The sequence below is a fragment of the Rhodoferax sp. GW822-FHT02D07 genome (assembly GCF_058802405.1).
In genome coordinates, this window is sequence record NZ_JBXAOD010000004.1 from 234,944 (window position 1) to 253,206 (window position 18,263).

The window sequence follows — 18,263 nt, forward strand, 5'->3', positions numbered from 1 at the left end:
GAGTACGAGAATGAAAAGTTCACTGTGGAACAAGATGGCCGCTATTGCGGTGGGCGTTGGCATCAGCTGGAGCGTACAAGCCCAGCAAGAAGTGAAGATTGGCGTGATCTATCCGCTGACCGGCCCTGGTGCCGCAGTGGGTGCCGAGTTGCGCAACGCGCTGGAGCTCGCTGCCGACGTTATCAACAACGGCGCTCCCGGCATTCCCGACCTGCCGTTTTCTGCGGGCAAGGGCTTGCCCAATCTGAAGGGCGCCAAGATCAAGCTGGTGTTTGCGGACCACCAGGCCAACCCGCAGATCGGCGCAACCGAGGCCGAGCGTTTGATCACGCAAGAGAAGGTGGTCGCCATCGTCGGCGCCTACAACAGCGCGGTGACCGCCACCGCCAGCCAGGTCGCCGAGCGCGCGGGCATTCCCTTCCTGAACCCCGAATCCTCGTCGGCATCGCTGACGCAGCGCAACTTCAAATGGTTCTTCCGCACCACGCCGCATGACGACCTGTTCGTGCACAACGCATTCGAATTCCTGAAGGAGCTGGAAGCCAAGAAGGGCATCAAACCGAAGACCGTGGCTTCGCTCAATGAAAACGGTTTGTGGGGAGCCGAGACGACCAAGCTGCAGACCAAACTGGCCGTCGAATTCGGCCAGAACCTGGTGAAGCAGGTGTCGTACGCGGCCAAGACCACACAGCTCACGTCCGAAGTGCAGACCCTGAAGGCGGCTAATCCCAACCTGTTGCTGCAATCCTCGTACACGGCCGACGCCATCATGTCGATCAAGACCTACAAGGAACTGGGCTTTTTGCCGGACATGATCCTGGCTAACAACGCAGGCTTCACCGACACCGACTTCATCAAGACGCTGGGCAAGGATGCAGAGTACATCATCACCCGCGAAGTCTGGGCGCTGGACCTGGCGGCACGCAACCCGCTGATCAAGCAGGTGAACGACTTGTACAACGCCAAGTACAAGATCAACTTCACCGGCAACAGCTCACGCACCTTTACCGGCCTGATGGTCATGGCCGATGCAGTGAACCGTGCTGGCTCCACCGACCCCGAGGCTATCCGCAAAGCATTGACCGAAACCAATATCCGTGCCGACAACCTGATCATGCCGTGGAAGGGTGTGAAGTTCGACGCCACGGGCCAGAACACATTGGGTCGCGGCATTCTGGTGCAGATCGTGGACGGCAAGTACAACACCGTGTGGCCTTTCAACATGGCATCCCGCGACGTGGTGTGGCCCATGCCCAAGTGGGATCAGCGCAAGTAAGCCGCCACTGATCGAAGAACTGATCCGAGAAAAACCATGACTACCGAAATTCTGTTCCAGACACTCGCCTCGGGTGTGCTGATTGGCTTGATTTACGCGTTGGTTGCCATCGGCCTGACCATGATTTTCGGGGTCATGGACATCGTGAATTTCGCGCATGGCGAGTTCCTGATGCTGGGCATGTACTCCAGCTTCTGGCTGTTCTCGCTGTATGCGCTGGACCCGATGATGACGCTGCCCCTGACCGTGCTGATGCTGTTTGCCTTTGGCGTCCTGCTATACAAGCTGGTCATCGTGCGCATCATGCAGGCCCCCATGCTGTCCCAGATCTTCACGACCTTTGGCATCATGATCCTGCTGCGTGGCGTGGCCCAGTTTTTCTGGAAGCCCGACTTCCGCTCCATCGAAAACTCTGCCGTCAGTGGCACGGTCAAGCTGTTTGATATCCAGGTCGGGATGCCCCAGCTGGTGGCCGGCATCGGTGCCGTCATCGTCACCGGGCTGATCTACTTTTTCCTGAACAAGACCCGTCTGGGCGCGGCTTTGGAAGCCACGGCCTCCGACAAGGAAGCCGCCCGCCTGATGGGCATCGATTCGCACAAGATGTTCTCGCTGGCCTGGGGGATTGGAGCCGCCTGTGCTGGTGCCGCTGGTGTGCTGCTGTCCACCTTTTTCCCGATCTTCCCCGACGTGGGTGCCAATTTCATCCTGCTGGCCTTTGTGGTCGTCAATCTGGGTGGTTTTGGCAGTGTTACTGGTGCGTTCTGGGCGGGCATCCTGGTCGGGGTGATTGAGGTCATGGGCGGCTTGCTGCTTGGGCCTCAATACAAGACGGCCATCGTGCTGGTGATGTTTCTGGGCGTGCTGATGTTCCGTCCCCAAGGCCTGATGGGCAAGGCGTAACAACCATGAAAAATACTCTCTTCGCTGTTGCTGTGGCCGCGTTGGCTTTGGCGCTGCCCATGGTGCTGGACGCGTCCCACCTCAACATGGTGATCCTGGTGCTGATGGCGGCCCAACTGGGCGTGGCCTGGAACATGGTGGGCGGCTATGCCGGACAGGTATCGCTGGGCCATGCCGCCTTCGTCGGTCTGGGTGCCTACACCTCCACCTTGCTGTTGCTGAAGTTTGGCATCAACCCCTGGTTCGGTGTGCTGGCCGGTGGCTGCGTGGCGGCGTTGCTGAGCCTGGGCTTTGGCTGGTCCTGTTTCCGCCTCAAGGGCCACTACTTCGCCATGGCCACCATTGCCGTTGCCGAGCTGGTGCAGATTTTCTTCAATGAGTGGGAGTTTGGCGGCATGGCCGTGGGCCTGTATGTGCCCATGGAGAAGCAGGGCTGGCTGTGGATGAACTTCGCCACCAAGCTGCCCTACTACTGGCTGGCACTGGGCTTGCTGCTGGTCACGCTGGCTGCCAACCTGTGGGTGGAGCGCAGCTACCTGGGCTACTACTTCCGCGCCATCAAGGACGAGCCCGATGCCGCCCGCAGTGTGGGCATCAACATCGCCCGCTACAAGCAGGTTGCTTTGTCACTGAGTGCTTTCTTCTCCGCCCTGGGCGGCAGCCTGTATGCCCAGAAGGAGCTGTACATCGACCCCAACTCGGTGCTGTCCACGGCGCTGTCGATCAAGATGGCCCTGGTCGCCATCCTCGGTGGTGTGGGTACGCTGCTGGGGCCTGTTGTAGGCTCGGTGGTGCTGACCAGCATCGAGGAGTTCACCCGCATCCTGTTTGGCGGAACGGGCCGCGGCACCGATGTGATCATCTACGCCAGCCTCATCATCGTGATCGCCGTTTTTTACCCCACAGGTCTGCTGGGCTGGGTCCGCAGTTTCAAGGAGCGCAGCCAGGCACGTGCCGACGCATCGCGCCAGCTGGCCGCCCATGCGGCGACCCAGCAAGCTCCCAAGACCCAACATGGAGAAGCGGCATGAGCTTGCTACAAGTCAATAGTGTCAGCAAACAGTTTGGCGGCTTGACCGCCAACCAGGATGTTTCCTTCACGGTGGACGAGGCCCAGGTGGTTGGCTTGATCGGCCCCAACGGTGCTGGCAAGACCACGATGTTCAACTGCGTGGCCGGCTACTTTGCTCCCACCAGTGGCAGCATCTTGTTGAACGGCCGCAATATTGCCGGCCTGCCACCCGAGGACTGTGCCCGGGCTGGTGTGGGTCGTACCTTCCAGGTCGCGCGCACCTTCACCAGCATGACGGCCTGTGAAAACGTGATGACCGGCGCGCTGCTGCAGCAACACAACGTGGCCAAAGCCCGTGCCTCCGCCATGGAATGGCTGGCCTTCGTCAACCTGAAGCAGTTTGCCGACAAACCGGCCGGCAGCATGACCATCAGTGAGCAGCGCCGCCTGGCCGTGGCCCGTGCCATGGCCATAGATCCCAGCATCCTGCTGATGGACGAGGTCATGGCAGGACTGAATCCGTCCGAGGTGCGTGAGGCGGTGGACGTGGTGCTGAAGATCCGCGAACGCGGTACAGCCTGCCTCATCGTGGAACACGTGCTGGAGGGCATCATGCCCATCGCCGACAAGATCGTGGTGCTGGACCGCGGCGTCAAGATTGCCGAGGGAACGCCGCAGCAGGTATCGAGTGATCCGACCGTCATCACTGCCTACCTCGGAGATTGAGAACATGCTGGAAATCAAGAACCTCAAGGTCTGCTACGACGACGTACTGGCCATCTCCGATGTCTCACTGAAAGTGGATACCGGGAAAATCGTCGCGCTGGTTGGTGGCAATGGCAATGGCAAGTCCACCACACTGCGTGCCGTGGCAGGGCTGAACCCTGCTGCGGCAGGCAGCATCCATTTCAATGGCGCGCCCATTCACGGCATCGCGGCCGACAAGCGGGTGCCGCTGGGCCTGTCCCTGGTGCCAGAAGGCCGGCGCCTGTTCCCGCGCCTGACCGTGCTGCGCAACCTGGAACTGGGGGCCTACACTCGCAAGGACAAGCGTGAAGTTGCCGGCAGCATCGACGAGATGCTGGGCCTGTTTCCCATCCTCAAGGAACGGGCAACACAACTGGCGGGCACCATGAGCGGCGGCGAGCAGCAGATGCTGGCCATTGCCCGTGGCCTGATGGCGCGTCCCAAGCTCTTGATGCTGGACGAGCCCTCTTGGGGGATCGCACCCAAGTTCGTCACCAAGGTGCTGGATGTCATCCAGCAGGTCAATGCCAAAGGGGTATCCATTCTGCTGGTCGAACAAAACCTGCAGAAGGCCTTGAGCATTGCACACCACGGCTATGTCATCCAGACGGGGCGGATCGTCATGGAGGGAGCCGGCCAAACCCTGCTGCACGACGAACACATCAAGAAAGCCTATCTGGGCCTGTAGCCCGGCCATCGCAGGAGCGCCCCATGAAATACGTTCGAATTGCTGCGCTGTGCGCGGCAGGGTTGAGCTACGCCTCCGTTTTGAATGCGCAGGCTCCAAACCCTGCCGTGTGGCGGTTTGCAACCGGCTACAGAGCCGAGTCCTTTCACACTGAAAACCTGATGCAGTTCGGGCAGGCTGTGGAACTCGCATCCAAACGGCAATTGCGTGTGGAGGTGGCACCCAATGGCAGCCTCTTCAAGCTGGGCGACATTTTCCAGGCGGTGCAGGATGGCAAGGTGGAGGCCGGAGAGACCATTCTGACCAGCATGGTCAAGGACATTCCGATTGCCGGGGCCGACTCGGTCCCTTTCGTGGTCAGCTCTTACCGGCGGGCACAACGGTTGTGGCAAGTGCAACGCCCTGGTCTGGAGCGGGAGTTCGCACAGCGTGGCCTGAAGATTCTGTATGCCGTTCCCTGGCCGCCCCAGGGGCTATACACCACGCGCCCGGTGACAACGGTCAACGACTTCAGGAACATGAAGATGCGCACCTACAACCAGACCACGGTGCGCATCGCCGAAATGCTGGGTGCCACTCCCGTGGACGTGGCCATGGTGGATGTAGACAAGGCCGTCAAAGGCGGACGCCTGGACGCCATGATTACCTCTGCCGTAACGGGCGTCGAAAACAAGGTCTGGGGGCCTATCAAGTACTACTACGAGATCAGTGCCTGGTTTCCCAAGAACATTGTCTTTGTGAGCACCAAGAGCTTTGACGCCCTGACCCCCGAAGCCCGCACCGCCGTGCTCAAGGCTGCTGCAGAGGCAGAGAGCCGGGGGTGGATCGCCAGCGAAGGGCTTGCACAGACTTCCACCAAGGAATTGCAAGCCAACGGTATTCGGATCGAACGTATTTCCCCCGACCTCGAGATCGACTTCAGGCGCATAGGTGAACGTTTTTCCCGCGAATGGGTGCGCTCCGTAGGCCACCAGGCCAGTGAGATCTTTGTCCCCTATTACTTCAACTAGACCCGTGCGTCACTTACTCCCCAAAAGGTTTAGCACCATGCAAAACAACAGCAACCCATCGGACTCCAAGCTCTGGCAATTCTGGATCGACCGTGGCGGCACATTCACTGACATCGTCGGCAAGCGCCCCGATGGCACCCTGGTCACCCACAAGCTGCTGAGCGAGAACCCTGAGCAATACAAGGACGCGGCCGTGGCCGGTATCCGCCATCTGCTGGGCCTGCAAAAGGGCGAGCCGGTTACACCCGACCGCGTGGCCTGCGTGAAGATGGGCACCACGGTGGCCACCAACGCACTGTTGGAGCGCAAGGGTGAGCCCACGCTTCTGGTCACGACACGCGGCTTCCGCGATGCATTGCGCATCGCCTACCAGAACCGCCCACGCATCTTCGACCGCAACATCCAGTTGCCCGAGCTGCTGTACAGCGCAGTAGTCGAGGCGCACGAACGTGTCGGTGCGCACGGAGAGCAGATCGAGTCCTTGGATGATGTGCTATTAAAAAAAGAGCTGCTGGCGCAATATTCACGGGGGCTGCGAAGCGTTGCGATTGTTTTCATGCATGGCTACCGCTACACCGACCACGAGCTCGCGGCCAAGCGCATCGCCCAGGAGATCGGTTTCACGCAGATCAGTACCTCGCACGAGACCAGCCCGATGATGAAGTTCGTCAGCCGCGGCGATACGACCGTGGTGGACGCCTACCTGTCGCCCATCCTGCGCCGCTATGTGGAGCAGGTGGCCGGTGAGATGCCGGGCGTCAAGCTGTTCTTCATGCAGTCGTCGGGTGGTCTGACCGATGCGCACAGCTTCCATGGCAAGGACGCGATCCTGAGCGGTCCGGCCGGCGGTATTGTGGGTATGGCCCGCACCGCTGCCATCGCAGGGATCCAGAAAACGATTGGCTTTGACATGGGGGGCACGTCCACCGATGTGAGTCACTACGCCGGCGAGTTTGAACGGGAGTTCGAGACCCAGGTGGCAGGCGTGCGCATGCGGGCGCCCATGATGAGCATCCACACGGTAGCGGCCGGTGGCGGCTCCTTGCTGACATTCGATGGCTCGCGCTTTCGCGTGGGACCGGAAAGTGCTGGCGCCAACCCCGGTCCGGCCAGCTACCGGCGCGGAGGCACACTGGCGGTGACCGATGCCAACGTGATGCTGGGCAAGATCCAGCCGCACTACTTCCCCAAGGTGTTTGGCCCGCAGGCCAATGAGCCGTTGAGTCTGGATGCGGTGCAGGCCCAGTTTGAAGGCTTGGCTGGGAAGACCGGCCTGCCTGCTGAAGAAGTGGCCGAAGGCTTCATCAATATCGCCGTACAGCAGATGGCCAACGCCATCAAGAAGATTTCCGTGGCCCGCGGCTATGACGTAACCGGCTACACGCTGCAATGCTTTGGCGGTGCTGGCGGCCAGCACGCCTGCCTGGTCGCGGACGCCTTGGGTATGACCCGCGTGTTTGTGCACCCGCTGGCCGGCGTGCTCAGCGCCTATGGCATGGGTTTGGCCGACCAGTCTGTGATACGTGAGCGCGCTATCGAGGTCCCGCTGACTCCCGAAGCCTTGCCCGGCATTGCCAGCCAGCTGGATACATTGGCCACGCAGGCCGAGGGGGAGCTCACGCGCCAGCAGGTCAACCACGGTGCCATCACCACGCATTGCCGTGTGCATGTGCGCTACGAGGGGAGCGACGCAGCCCTGGTCGTGCCGTACCCGGCTGGTGGCGCCAACGCGCAGGCCACGATGGCGGCCATCGTGGCCGGCTTTGAAGCCGCCTATCGCCAGCGCTTTGCGTTTCTGATGGAAGGCAAGGGCCTGGTCGTGGAGGCCGTGTCCGTGGAAGCGGTCATCGCGGGTGATGCGCCCGCAGAGCCCCGCCACGCGCTGCACCCGGTGCGCGACCTGCCGGCCAGTGGCGCCGTGCGTGAGCGCGTGCGCATGTATTCGGGCGGGCAGTGGGTGGAGGCCTCGCTGGTGGTGCGCGAAGACCTGCGCCCCGGCGACGTGATTCCCGGCCCGGCCATCATCGCCGAGAAGAACGCAACCACGGTGGTAGAGCCCGGCTGGCAGGCTACTTTGACGGAATATGATCATCTGGCCCTCGTCCGTACTGAGAAGCGCGCTATCAAATTTGCAGTTGGCACCACGGTGGACCCCGTGCTGCTGGAGGTGTTCAACAACCTGTTCATGAACATTGCCGAGCAGATGGGCCTGCAGCTGCAGAACACCGCCTACTCGGTCAACATCAAGGAGCGGCTGGATTTCAGCTGTGCGCTGTTCGACGCCGAGGGCAATCTGATTGCCAACGCTCCCCACATGCCGGTGCACTTGGGCAGCATGGGCGAAAGTATCAAAACCGTGGTGCGTGACAACGCTGCCACCATGCAGCCTGGTGATGTCTATGTATTGAACGATCCCTACCATGGGGGAACCCATCTGCCCGACATCACCGTCATCACACCTGTCTATATGGACGGCAAGCCAACCTTCTATGTGGGCTCGCGCGGCCACCATGCAGACGTCGGCGGCACCACACCGGGCTCCATGCCTCCGTTTTCTACCCGCATTGAGGAGGAGGGCGTCCAGATCACCAACTTCAAGCTGGTGGACCGCGGCGTGCTGCGCGAGGCCGAGATGGTGGCGCTGCTCAGCAGCGGTGAGTACCCGTCGCGCAACACGCAGCAAAACATGGCCGACCTGAACGCGCAGATCGCGGCCAATGAAAAAGGCGTGCAAGAGCTGCGCAAGATGGTGGAGCACTTCGGTCTGGACGTGGTACAGGCCTATATGCGCCACGTGCAGGACAACGCTGAGGAGTCCGTGCGCCGCGTGATCACCCGGCTGAAAGACGGCGACTTCACCCTGAAGCTGGACAACGGTGCGCAGATTCACGTGGCCATCAAGGTGAATGCCCGGGAACGCAGCGCCGTCATCGACTTCACTGGCACATCGCCCCAGCAGATCAACAACTTCAATGCGCCGACTGCCGTGTGCATGGCGGCCGTGCTGTATGTGTTCCGAACGCTGGTGGACGACGACATCCCGCTGAACGCGGGGTGCCTCAAGCCCCTGCAGGTCATCATTCCGCAAGGTTCCATGCTGAACCCCAACCCGCCAGCGTCGGTGGTGGCGGGCAATGTGGAGACCTCCAGCTGCATCACGAATGCGCTGTACGGTGCGCTGGGTGTCATGGCGGGCAGCCAGTGCACGATGAACAACTTTACCTTTGGCAACGCGCACTACCAGTACTACGAAACCATCTCCGGTGGTTCGGGGGCAGGTACGCTGCTCAATGCGAACGGCGATGCTGTGGGCGGATTCAACGGGACCAGCGTTGTGCAGACTCACATGACCAATTCGCGCCTGACTGACCCCGAGATTTTCGAGTTCCGTTTTCCGGTGCGTCTGGACAGCTACGAAATCCGTGAGGGGTCGGGGGGCGCTGGCAAGTGGACGGGCGGCAATGGCGGCGTGCGTCGCGTGCGTTTCCTGGAGACCATGACGGCCAGCATTCTGTCCAACGGTCGCAGCTACGGTGCTTTTGGCATGGCCGGTGGTCAACCGGGTGAAGTCGGTACCAACCGTGTGCTGCGGGCGAACGGCACCGTCGAGGAAATCGGTCACATCGGCCAGGCCGAAATGCAGGTGGGCGATGTGTTTGAGATCGCCACACCCGGCGGCGGCGGCTACGGCGCCTGAACATACCCAGGGCGATTCATCACCTCCCACGCACTTTGAAAGCAAAGCACCATGCAAACCCATTCCTGGATGCGTCGTTTCACTATCCGCTTCCGGATGTGGACCGCCTTGTGTGTAGTGGCAGCCCTCGTCAGCCTGCTGGGCGGGGCCGGCTTGTATGGCATGGCCCGCATCTACGGCATGAGCGAGCAGTCCATGCAGCAATCCAATGTGCTGGTAGGGCAGATAAACGCCTTGCGTACCGACATGAACATGGCCCGTCGTCACGACAAGGACATGATCATCCAGTACGAAAGCCCCGAGGGTGTGAAGGCCGCGCAGGCCAGGTGGCAGATGAGTCTGCAGCATGCCGATGGTGCAGTGCAGGCACTGCAGGCCGGTTTGCAGGATGACAGCAAGGCCAATGTGCAAAAGCTGTCGGACGCATTGCACGCCTACCGCGACCTGTTCCTGCCCATCGCTGGCCAGCTGGAGGCCCAGGGCTATGACACGGCTACCATTGCCAACCGCCTGAGTGCCAATGCACTACTAAAGTTTGATGAGGCTGAAGCGGCACTGAATCTGGTGGACGCCGCACTGCGCCAGGATGTTGCCCACGCCGTGGGTTTGCAAGCAAGCGTGGCGCTGCAGATGGAGCGCTTGTTCGCGGTGGCTGTGGTGTTGGGCTTGTTGGTGGTGGTGCCGGGCACGCTGATCAATATGCGATCCATTTGCCAGCCCATAGACCGGGCGCTGCAGTTTTCTCAGGCGATTGCGCGGGGAGACTTGACGGACCATGGCATCGACACCCGCGGCAATGACGAGGCCGCCAGCTTGCTGAAGTCGCTGGAGGCCATGCGCCTGTCCCTGGACCATCTGGTGGGCCAGGTGCGCCACTCCACCGATAACCTGTCCACCGCCAGCGCCGAGATTGCGTCCGGCAACCAGGATCTGAGCGTACGCACCGAGCAGACCGCCATCAACTTGCAGCGCACGGCCTCGAATATGGACCAGTTGACGAATGCGGTACGCCAGTCGGCGGATGCCTCCCAGCAAGCCAACCAGCTGTCCTCGTCTGCCGGCCGGGTAGCGGCCCGGGGTGGGGCCGAGGTGACGCAGGTGGTGCACACCATGCAGGAGATCAATGCCAGCTCCAAGAAGATCAGCGAGATCATTGGCGTTATCGATGGCATTGCTTTTCAGACCAATATCCTGGCCCTGAACGCGGCGGTCGAGGCGGCACGCGCAGGAGAGCAGGGGAGGGGGTTTGCCGTGGTAGCCAGCGAGGTGCGTAGCCTTGCGGGGCGCAGCGCCGAGGCTGCCAAGGAGATCAAACAACTCATTAACGCCAGTGTGGAGCGCGTGGAGGCAGGAACCCAGCTGGTGGACAGTGCGGGCCAGACCATGGCCGAGATCGTGCAATCCGTGCAGCGTGTATCGGACATCATTGGCGAGATCACCGCCGCGTCGACTGAGCAGAGCCATGGCATCGATGCGGTCAATACCGCAGTCGCCCAGCTGGATCAGATGACTCAGCAAAACGCGGCCTTGGTGGAGCAGTCGGCCGCTGCGGCGCAAAGCATGCGCGACCAGACCCAGACCTTGGTCGAGCTGGTTGCAACATTCAATACCAGCAGCTATCCGGGAGCGAATATGCCGACGCGGAGCCCGCACGGCTCGGTACGCCGCGTGGCAGGTTTAGCACCACGCCTTTTGCATCAAGCTTGACGGGTTCAAGGCCCGCAGTGCGCTGTCGGGTTGGGATTTGGGTTCCCCGGGAAATTTACTCGACAACACTGGTGCCCCCGACAGGAATCGAACCTGTATCTGCCCCTTAGGAGGGGGCCGTTCTATCCATTGAACTACGGAGACCAGCGAGCCGGGATTGTAAAGGGGGCTTTGACCCGCGCAGCGGCGGGGCGTGGGGGCTCTATCTACTTGGTCAGGTGCCGCATGGCCTCTTCCAGGCCCTTGAGGGTGAGGGGGTACATCTTGTATCCCACGATGTCCTGGATCACGCTGATGCTCTGGCGGTACTGCCACACGCCCTGCGGTTCAGGGTTGATCCAGGCGTGCCGGGGGAAGGCGTGCAGCAGGCGTTGCAGCCACTCGGCGCCGGCCTCCGCATTGTTGTATTCCACGCTGCCACCGGGCTGCAGGATCTCATAGGGGCTCATGGTCGCGTCGCCCACAAAGATCAGCTTGTAGTCCTTGTTGTACTTGCGGATGATGTCCCAGGTCTCGAACTTCTCGGAGAAGCGGCGGCGGTTGTTCTTCCACATGAAGTCGTAGACGCAGTTATGGAAGTAGTAGAACTCCAGGTGCTTGAACTCGGTCTTGGTGGCGCTGAACAGTTCTTCCACGCGCTGGATGTGTTCGTCCATGGTGCCGCCCACGTCCATGAGCAGCAGCACCTTGACGTTGTTGTGGCGCTCGGGCCGCATCTTGATGTCGAGGTAGCCCGCATTGGCCGCCGTCTTGGCGATGGTGGCGTCCAGGTCCAGCTCGTCCTCGTGGCCCTCGCGCGCGAACTTGCGCAGGCGGCGCAGCGCGACCTTGATGTTGCGCGTGCCCAGCTCCTGGGTGTCGTCGTAGTCCTTATAGGCGCGCTGGTCCCAGACCTTGACGGCGCTCTTGTTGCGCCCCTTGTCCTGCCCGATGCGCACGCCCTGCGGGTTCTGGCCATAGGCGCCAAAGGGCGAGGTGCCGCCTGTACCTATCCATTTGTTGCCGCCTTCGTGGCGTTCCTTTTGCTCTTCCAGGCGCTTCTTGAGCGTCTCCATGAGCTCGTCCCAGCCCATTTTCTGCAGCTTGGCCTGTTCTTCGGGCGTAAGGAATTTCTCCAGATTCTTGCGCAGCCAGTCGGCCGGGATTTCCTTGGTGAAATCCGCCAGCATCTCCACGCCCTTGAAGTAGGCAGCAAAGGCGCGGTCGAACTTGTCGTAATGCTTCTCGTCCTTCACCAGCGCGGTGCGGGCCAGGTAGTAGAAGTCGTCGATCGTGGTGCCGCTGGGTTCGGACACGTCCTCGGGCTGCGGCGTCTTGGGCCCTACCACCCCTTTCTGCAGCGCTTCCAGCAGGGTCAGGTATTCACGGACCGATACCGGCAGCTTGGCGGAACGCAGGGTGTAGAAGAAATCCAGCAGCATGGCGTGCTCCCAGTGCGGCTCAGGCGCGCGGCTTGTCCAGCAGGTACAGCAGCTGGGCCTTCACTTCAGGCCATTCGCCGCTGCGCAGGCTGTACATGACGGTGTCGCGGATGGTGCCGTCGCGGCGCAGGGCGTGGCCGCGGATGACGCCGTCCTTGCGGGCGCCCAGGCGTTCGATGGCGGCCTGAGATGCAAAGTTGAAGTTGTCGGTGCGCCAGCCCACTACATGGCAGCCCAGGGTCTCAAACGCGTGCGTCATGAGCAGCAGCTTGCAGGTGGTGTTGACGTGGCTGCGCTGGCTGCTCTTTCCGTACCAGGTGTAGCCAATCTCCACGCGCTTCACGGCGGGCAGGATGTCGTGGTAGCTGGAGCTGCCCAGTACGCGACCTGTGGCTTCCTCGGTCACGGCGAAGGCAAAGCGGTTGCCGGCCTCGCGCATGGCCAGGGCGTCGTGGATGTACTTGGCGGTGTTCTCGGGTTCGGGCACCGAGGTGATGCGCAGGTTCCACAGCTCGCCATCGGCGGCGGCGGCGCGCAGGCCGGCCTCATGCTCCAGGCCCAGGGGCACCAGTTTCACGCCGCGCGCGCTAAGGGTGACGGGGTCGACGAATGCCATGTTTACTCCTTGTTCTGTGTGTCTTGTCGCGCACGCCAGCGTCGCGCGATCTGCAGGCCAATGCCACCACCGATACCGACCAGCACGATGCCGACCACGCTGGCCGTGGTGTAGCCGGGGGCGAACACGTCCAGCCCCAGCAGGCGGCCCGCACCAAAGCCCAGCAGGGCACCGGCCACAAAGCCCACGGCATCCGAGACGCCTTCGATTAACGGGTTGTTGTTGGACATGGGCGGCTCAGCGGTTGTGGCGTTGCATGAACATCAGCTTTTCGAACAGGGTGCTGTCCTGCTCGTTCTTCAGCAGCGCGCCCACCAGGGGCGGCACAGCCATCTTGTCGTCCTTGCTTTGCAGCGCTTCGGCCGGGATGTCTTCTGCCATGAGCAGCTTGAGCCAGTCCAGCAGCTCGCTGGTGGAGGGCTTTTTCTTCAGGCCGGGCAGGTTGCGCACATCGAAGAAAGTCTTCATGGCCGCGCTGACCAGCTCTTTCTTGAGGCCGGGGAAGTGCACGTCCACGATGCTTTGCATGGTGGCAGCGTCGGGGAACTTGATGTAGTGGAAGAAGCAGCGGCGCAAAAAGGCGTCGGGCAGCTCCTTCTCGTTGTTGGAGGTGATGAACACCAGCGGGCGGTGCTTGGCCTTGATGAGTTCGCGCGTTTCGTAGCAGTAGAACTCCATGCGGTCGATCTCGCGCAGCAGGTCGTTGGGGAATTCGATGTCGGCCTTGTCAATTTCGTCGATCAGCAGGGCCACGGGCTTGTCGGCGGTAAAGGCCTGCCAGAGCACACCCTTGACGATGTAGTTATGGATGTCCTTGACGCGCTCGCCGCCGTCCACGTCCGCCAGTTGGCTGTCGCGCAGACGACTGACCGCGTCGTACTCATAGAGGCCTTGTTGCGCCTTGGTGGTGGATTTGATGTGCCACTGCAGCAAAGGCATGTCCAGCGCCTGGGCCACTTCCTCGGCCAGCATGGTCTTGCCGGTGCCGGGCTCGCCCTTGACCAGCAGCGGGCGCTGCAGCGTGATGGCCGCGTTGACGGACAGCATCAGGTCCTGGGTTGCGACGTAGTTTTTGGTTCCGTGGAATTTCATGGTTGTGGGCAGAACAAAAGGTGGCGGGCCGCAGGGCGCAAAAAAAGCGGGGAGGGCGGAGGCGGTCGATATAATCCCCGAGCTGATTTATATCAATCACCGTCTGGATTGTCCCTGCAAAATGAACAAAATCCTCTTGTCCCTGTCTGTTGCGCTTGTCGCCTCTGTGACCGTTTTCGCTGCCCATGCCGAGGGCGTTCAAGGCGACATCAAGGCCGGTGAGAAGAAGAACGCTATGTGCATCGGCTGCCACGGCATTGTGGGCTACCAGGCCAGCTTCCCCGAGATTCACAAGGTTCCCAAGATCTCCGGCCAAGGCGGCAAGTACATCGCCTCCGCCCTGAATGCCTACCGCGCTGGCGACCGCAAGCACGCCTCCATGCGCGGCATCGCCGCCTCCCTGACCGACCAGGACATCGCTGACCTGGCCGCTTATTACGAAGCCAGCGGCGCCGTGGAAGGCGCCCAGCCTCTGGCCAAGGCGCCCGAAGGTTCCGAAAAAGTGAATGCCCTGCTGACCAAGGGCGCCTGTGCCTCCTGCCACGGCGATTCCTTCAGCAAGCCTGTGGACCCCAGCTACCCCAAGATTGCCGGCCAGCACAGCGACTACCTCTTCGTCGCCCTCAAGTCCTACAAGACCGAAGGCAATGCCCAGATCGGCCGCAGCAACGGCGTCATGGGTGGCGTGGCCAAGCAGTTCACCAACGCAGAACTGAAGGAACTGGCCAATTACATGGGCAAGCTGCCCACCGAGCTGAAAACCGTGCCGCAAAGCCGCTTCCGCTAAGCTGCGCAGCCCCATAAAAAAGCCGCTCAGTGAGCGGCTTTTTTACTTTTGGAGCTTCGGCGGATGCAGCCGCTCAGTCCTTGGTGGCGTGGCGTTGCACGCAGGCAATATAGGCGTCACCATCGGGCGGACGCCCGGCGCGCTGGCTTTCCCACAGCATGGTGCCCAGGCATTCCATGGCTTCGTGGTGTGCCTGGTGCAGGGAGTTGCGCTTGTGGGTGAGCAGTTCCACCGCCTGGCGGATGCCGCGCGGCTGGTCGATGCTGCACTGCTCGCTGATGGAGAGGTGCATGCTCAGGTGCAAAAAGGGGTTGGTGCGGCCCTCGATGGCCTCGTACATGGTGGTCAGCGCGGTGTCCACGTCGGCAAAGTCGGCCGCGTACTCGGGGTGTTCGTCCATCCACTGGGCGGCCAGGGTTTCGATGGCTTCCATGGCCACGCCACTGCGGGCCTTGGCGTAGGTGGCGCAGAAAAAGCGGCGGACGTCTTCTTGGGAGGGGTTGAACATGGGCGTGAGCGTAGCACGCGGACTATGCCCCTGCCGGGGCGCCGCACGGCGGCATTGTGTACCATGTCTCCCGGTGTTGGGCAGGGCTTTGCGGTAGTGTCAGGGCGCACGGGGTGCTTTGGATTGCTATGGTTTTGGTAGCCGCTTGCGCAGTTTCCATGGGGGCTAGGGCCCTAAAACATTCATAACCATGACCTTCCCGATCATCACCGATCCCTTTTTCTACGCCGTCACCATTCCCGCCGTGCTGCTGCTGGGCGTGAGCAAGAGCGGCTTTGGTGCGGGCTTCGGTTCGCTGGCCGTGCCCATGATGGCGCTGGCCGTGAGCGTGCCCGAAGCGGCGGCCATCCTGATGCCGGTGTTGTTCCTCATGGACGTGCTGGGGATGGCGGCCTTCCGCAAGGACTTTGATATGTCGCTGCTCAAGTTCCTGATTCCCTGCGGGCTGGTGGGCATCGGCATTGGTACCTTGCTGTTCAAGGTGCTGGACCCGCACACCGTGGCCGCGCTGGTAGGTGGTTTCACCCTGCTGTTTCTGGCGCAGCGCCTGCTGTTTCCGCCCAAGCCTGACAGCGCGCCGCCGCCGCGCTGGCTTGGTGCCATCCTCACGGCCACCTCGGGCTTCACCAGCTTCATCGCGCATGCGGGCGGCCCGCCCATCAATGCCTATGTGATCCCGCTCAAGCTCAGCCCGGTGAAGTTCACGGCCACCATGGCCTTCTTCTTTTTTGTGGTCAACCTGAGCAAATGGATTCCCTACGGCATGCTGGGTTTGCTGGACATGCGCAACATGGCCACCAGCCTGGTGCTGCTGCCGATTGCGCCCGTGGGCGTATGGATTGGCGTGCGCCTGGCGCGGCGCATCAGCCAGGTGCTGTTCTACCGCTTCCTGTACGCCGGCATGTTCCTCACCGGCGTGAAGCTGCTGTGGGACGGGCTGACCTGAGGCGAAGGCCTCAAGCGTCCCCTATTGCCCGTCCCAGGTATGCGGTCGGCGCTTTGCCTGTTCGGCGCGCTCCTGGGCCATTTGCTCCTCCAACTGCTGGCGGCCCTGCTTGATCACGGCGATGAGCTTGGAGCTGTCTTTGTAGTGGGGGTGCAGCTTCTCAAACAGCTCCAGGTTGTGCTGGCGGAAGCGCATGGCACTCTGGCGGGCCACGTGCGGGTCCTGGCCCAGTAGCTCCAGCACACTGCGCGCGCTGCGCAGGCTGGATTCGAAGAGCTCGCGCTCCACGCGCGTCACGCCGCGGTCGCGCAGCTGGTTCCAGTGCGTCACGTCGCGGGCGCGCGCCACGATCTGCAGCTGCGGGAAGTGTTCCTGCACCAGGTCTACGATCTCCAGCGACTGCCCCACATCGTCCACCGCCAGCACCAGCACCCTGGCCGTGGCCGCGCCGGCGGTGCGCAGCAGGTCCAGGCGTGTGGCGTCGCCGTAAAACACGCGGTAGCCAATGTTGCGCGCCACCTCGATCATCTCGGCGTCATGGTCCAGCACCGTGGTGGCCACCCCCTCTGCGGACAGCAGGCGGCTGATGATCTGCCCGTAGCGGCCGAAGCCGGCAATGATGATGGGCGCCTCCTGCTGCTCGGAAATCTCTTCCAGCTGGGGCACGCCGCAGTTTGCAAAACGCGGCAGCACAAAGCGGTCCAGCAACACCAGGATCAGCGGGCTCAGCAGCATGGACACGGCCACCGCGCCGATCAGCAGCGAAGCCGTTTCGGTCGGCAAGACGTTGGCCCCGGTGGCCGCCTGGAACACCACAAACGCAAACTCCCCGCCCTGGGCCAGCAGCAGCGTGAACACCGGCCGCTCCTGGTAGGGCAGTTCGATATAGCGCGCCAGCGCATAGATGACGGCGGCCTTGACGGCCAGAAAGCCCAGCACCACCAGCGCCATGAGGCCAGGGGAGGCGAGCAGCACGCCAAAGTCGATGCTCATGCCCACGGCAATGAAGAACAGGCCCAACAGCAGGCCCTTGAAGGGTTCGATGTCGGTTTCCAGCTCGCGGCGGTATTCGCTTTCGGCCAGCAGCACACCGGCCAGAAAGGCCCCCAACGCCATGGACAGGCCTACCAGCAGCATCAGCGCCGAGATGCCGACGACCAGCAGCAGGGCGGTGGCGGTAAAGATCTCGGGCGTCTTGGAGCGCGCGATCCAGCGGAACAGGGGGCGCAAGAGCAGGCGCCCGCCCAGCACGATGCCGGCAATAACAGCTACGATTTTGATAGCTGCTTGCGCATATTCCATGGGGGCTGATGCATCATTTGTTGCTGCAGCCACACCCAGTAGCGGCAGCAGTGCCAGGATGGGAATGGCTGCCACGTCCTGGAACAGCAGGATGGAAAACGCAGCCTGCCCGCTGCTGGTGGGCAGCAGGTTGCGCTCGCCCATGACCTGGAGGGCAATCGCCGTGCTCGACAGGGCCAGGCCCAGCGCCGCTACGACGGCCAGGCGCCAGCCCACGCCGCAGCCAATGGCCACCAGCGCCAGCAACAAGGCACAGCCCAGCACTTGGGCACTGCCCCAGCCAAAGATGGAGCGGCGCAGGTTCCACAGCCGCTTGGGCTCCAGCTCCAGTCCCACGAGGAACAGCATCAGCACCACGCCGAACTCGGCAAAGTGCAGGATGTCTTCCACATTGGTGACCAGGCCCAGGCCCCAGGGGCCGATGGCAATGCCCGCAGCCAGGTAGCCAATGATGGAGCCCAGGCCCAGGGCCTTGGAGAGCGGCACGGCGATGACGGCCGCACTCAGATAGACAAAGCTGTTGATCAGCCAAGTGGGTGCATGTTCCATAA

General features: G+C 62.1%; 16 protein-coding genes and 1 tRNA gene. 10 read left to right on the plus strand and 7 right to left on the minus strand.

Annotated features, from left to right (window positions below):
- Window positions 1–10: 10 nt before the first annotated feature.
- From AC1RNN_RS11855 to AC1RNN_RS11890, 8 genes are read left to right on the plus strand one after another with little or no spacing between them, the layout of a single operon-like run.
- Window positions 11–1,276, plus strand: a complete 1,266-nt coding sequence (locus AC1RNN_RS11855) for an ABC transporter substrate-binding protein (RefSeq protein ID WP_493089114.1) — start codon at window positions 11–13, stop codon at window positions 1,274–1,276.
- Window positions 1,277–1,312: 36 nt separating this feature from the next.
- Entirely contained in the window at window positions 1,313–2,179 is an 867-nt protein-coding gene (locus AC1RNN_RS11860) for a branched-chain amino acid ABC transporter permease (RefSeq protein WP_493089113.1), read from the plus strand.
- Between the two features lie 5 nt (window positions 2,180–2,184).
- Window positions 2,185–3,210 (plus strand): branched-chain amino acid ABC transporter permease, encoded by a 1,026-nt coding sequence (locus AC1RNN_RS11865; protein ID WP_493089111.1) that lies wholly within the window; start codon window positions 2,185–2,187, stop codon window positions 3,208–3,210.
- On the plus strand, window positions 3,207–3,917 hold the full coding sequence (locus AC1RNN_RS11870; protein WP_493089110.1) for an ABC transporter ATP-binding protein: 711 nt from the start codon (window positions 3,207–3,209) through the stop codon (window positions 3,915–3,917). The genes AC1RNN_RS11865 and AC1RNN_RS11870 overlap by 4 nt, the downstream gene beginning before the upstream one ends.
- 4 nt (window positions 3,918–3,921) lie before the next feature.
- Window positions 3,922–4,626 (plus strand): ABC transporter ATP-binding protein, encoded by a 705-nt coding sequence (locus AC1RNN_RS11875; RefSeq protein ID WP_493089108.1) that lies wholly within the window; start codon window positions 3,922–3,924, stop codon window positions 4,624–4,626.
- Between the two features lie 23 nt (window positions 4,627–4,649).
- Entirely contained in the window at window positions 4,650–5,636 is a 987-nt protein-coding gene (locus AC1RNN_RS11880) for a TRAP transporter substrate-binding protein (RefSeq protein ID WP_493089107.1), read from the plus strand.
- A gap of 37 nt (window positions 5,637–5,673) precedes the next feature.
- Window positions 5,674–9,333 carry a hydantoinase B/oxoprolinase family protein gene (locus tag AC1RNN_RS11885; protein WP_493089106.1) on the plus strand — a complete coding sequence of 1,220 codons (3,660 nt, stop codon included), beginning with the start codon at window positions 5,674–5,676 and terminating at the stop codon, window positions 9,331–9,333.
- A 51-nt stretch (window positions 9,334–9,384) separates the two neighbouring features.
- Window positions 9,385–11,040, plus strand: a complete 1,656-nt coding sequence (locus AC1RNN_RS11890) for a methyl-accepting chemotaxis protein (RefSeq protein ID WP_493089104.1) — start codon at window positions 9,385–9,387, stop codon at window positions 11,038–11,040.
- Window positions 11,041–11,109: 69 nt separating this feature from the next.
- Here AC1RNN_RS11890 and AC1RNN_RS11895 read toward each other — a convergent pair.
- The 5 genes from AC1RNN_RS11895 to AC1RNN_RS11915 form a co-directional block, all read right to left on the minus strand.
- Window positions 11,110–11,184: transfer RNA gene (locus AC1RNN_RS11895), tRNA-Arg, on the minus strand.
- 62 nt (window positions 11,185–11,246) lie between these two features.
- Complete coding sequence (locus AC1RNN_RS11900; protein WP_493089102.1) at window positions 11,247–12,461, minus strand: vWA domain-containing protein; 1,215 nt, start codon at window positions 12,459–12,461, stop codon at window positions 11,247–11,249.
- A gap of 19 nt (window positions 12,462–12,480) precedes the next feature.
- Window positions 12,481–13,077 carry a GNAT family N-acetyltransferase gene (locus tag AC1RNN_RS11905; protein ID WP_493089100.1) on the minus strand — a complete coding sequence of 199 codons (597 nt, stop codon included), beginning with the start codon at window positions 13,075–13,077 and terminating at the stop codon, window positions 12,481–12,483.
- Window positions 13,078–13,079: 2 nt separating this feature from the next.
- On the minus strand, window positions 13,080–13,307 hold the full coding sequence (locus AC1RNN_RS11910; protein ID WP_493089099.1) for a hypothetical protein: 228 nt from the start codon (window positions 13,305–13,307) through the stop codon (window positions 13,080–13,082).
- A gap of 7 nt (window positions 13,308–13,314) precedes the next feature.
- Entirely contained in the window at window positions 13,315–14,169 is an 855-nt protein-coding gene (locus AC1RNN_RS11915) for an AAA family ATPase (protein WP_493089097.1), read from the minus strand.
- A 121-nt stretch (window positions 14,170–14,290) separates the two neighbouring features.
- On the opposite strand from AC1RNN_RS11915, the gene AC1RNN_RS11920 reads away from it, so the two are divergent.
- A complete protein-coding gene (locus AC1RNN_RS11920; protein ID WP_493089095.1) occupies window positions 14,291–14,956 on the plus strand; it encodes a c-type cytochrome in 666 nt (221 codons plus the stop codon).
- Between the two features lie 73 nt (window positions 14,957–15,029).
- Here the strand turns inward: AC1RNN_RS11920 and AC1RNN_RS11925 are convergent, their stop codons facing one another.
- Window positions 15,030–15,464 (minus strand): DUF1841 family protein, encoded by a 435-nt coding sequence (locus AC1RNN_RS11925; protein ID WP_493089093.1) that lies wholly within the window; start codon window positions 15,462–15,464, stop codon window positions 15,030–15,032.
- A gap of 190 nt (window positions 15,465–15,654) precedes the next feature.
- Between AC1RNN_RS11925 and AC1RNN_RS11930 the strand changes: the two genes are divergently transcribed.
- Window positions 15,655–16,410 (plus strand): sulfite exporter TauE/SafE family protein, encoded by a 756-nt coding sequence (locus tag AC1RNN_RS11930; protein WP_493089092.1) that lies wholly within the window; start codon window positions 15,655–15,657, stop codon window positions 16,408–16,410.
- 21 nt (window positions 16,411–16,431) lie between these two features.
- On the opposite strand, the gene kefC is transcribed toward AC1RNN_RS11930, so the two are convergent.
- Window positions 16,432–18,261, minus strand: coding sequence for a glutathione-regulated potassium-efflux system protein KefC (gene kefC / locus AC1RNN_RS11935; RefSeq protein WP_493089091.1), 1,830 nt, complete (start codon window positions 18,259–18,261; stop codon window positions 16,432–16,434).
- Window positions 18,262–18,263: the final 2 nt, after the last annotated feature.

Excerpts from the sequence above, each read along its gene's own strand:
- AC1RNN_RS11855 (WP_493089114.1), top strand. The coding sequence starts at position 11 with ATGAAAAGTTCACTGTGGAACAAGATGGCCGCTATTGCGGTGGGCGTT.
- AC1RNN_RS11860 (WP_493089113.1), top strand. The coding sequence starts at position 1,313 with ATGACTACCGAAATTCTGTTCCAGACACTCGCCTCGGGTGTGCTGATT.
- AC1RNN_RS11865 (WP_493089111.1), top strand. The coding sequence starts at position 2,185 with ATGAAAAATACTCTCTTCGCTGTTGCTGTGGCCGCGTTGGCTTTGGCG.
- AC1RNN_RS11870 (WP_493089110.1), top strand. The coding sequence starts at position 3,207 with ATGAGCTTGCTACAAGTCAATAGTGTCAGCAAACAGTTTGGCGGCTTG.
- AC1RNN_RS11875 (WP_493089108.1), top strand. The coding sequence starts at position 3,922 with ATGCTGGAAATCAAGAACCTCAAGGTCTGCTACGACGACGTACTGGCC.
- AC1RNN_RS11880 (WP_493089107.1), top strand. The coding sequence starts at position 4,650 with ATGAAATACGTTCGAATTGCTGCGCTGTGCGCGGCAGGGTTGAGCTAC.
- AC1RNN_RS11885 (WP_493089106.1), top strand. The coding sequence starts at position 5,674 with ATGCAAAACAACAGCAACCCATCGGACTCCAAGCTCTGGCAATTCTGG.
- AC1RNN_RS11890 (WP_493089104.1), top strand. The coding sequence starts at position 9,385 with ATGCAAACCCATTCCTGGATGCGTCGTTTCACTATCCGCTTCCGGATG.
- AC1RNN_RS11900 (WP_493089102.1), bottom strand. The coding sequence starts at position 12,461 with ATGCTGCTGGATTTCTTCTACACCCTGCGTTCCGCCAAGCTGCCGGTA.
- AC1RNN_RS11905 (WP_493089100.1), bottom strand. The coding sequence starts at position 13,077 with ATGGCATTCGTCGACCCCGTCACCCTTAGCGCGCGCGGCGTGAAACTG.
- AC1RNN_RS11910 (WP_493089099.1), bottom strand. The coding sequence starts at position 13,307 with ATGTCCAACAACAACCCGTTAATCGAAGGCGTCTCGGATGCCGTGGGC.
- AC1RNN_RS11915 (WP_493089097.1), bottom strand. The coding sequence starts at position 14,169 with ATGAAATTCCACGGAACCAAAAACTACGTCGCAACCCAGGACCTGATG.
- AC1RNN_RS11920 (WP_493089095.1), top strand. The coding sequence starts at position 14,291 with ATGAACAAAATCCTCTTGTCCCTGTCTGTTGCGCTTGTCGCCTCTGTG.
- AC1RNN_RS11925 (WP_493089093.1), bottom strand. The coding sequence starts at position 15,464 with ATGTTCAACCCCTCCCAAGAAGACGTCCGCCGCTTTTTCTGCGCCACC.
- AC1RNN_RS11930 (WP_493089092.1), top strand. The coding sequence starts at position 15,655 with ATGACCTTCCCGATCATCACCGATCCCTTTTTCTACGCCGTCACCATT.
- kefC (WP_493089091.1), bottom strand. The coding sequence starts at position 18,261 with ATGGAACATGCACCCACTTGGCTGATCAACAGCTTTGTCTATCTGAGT.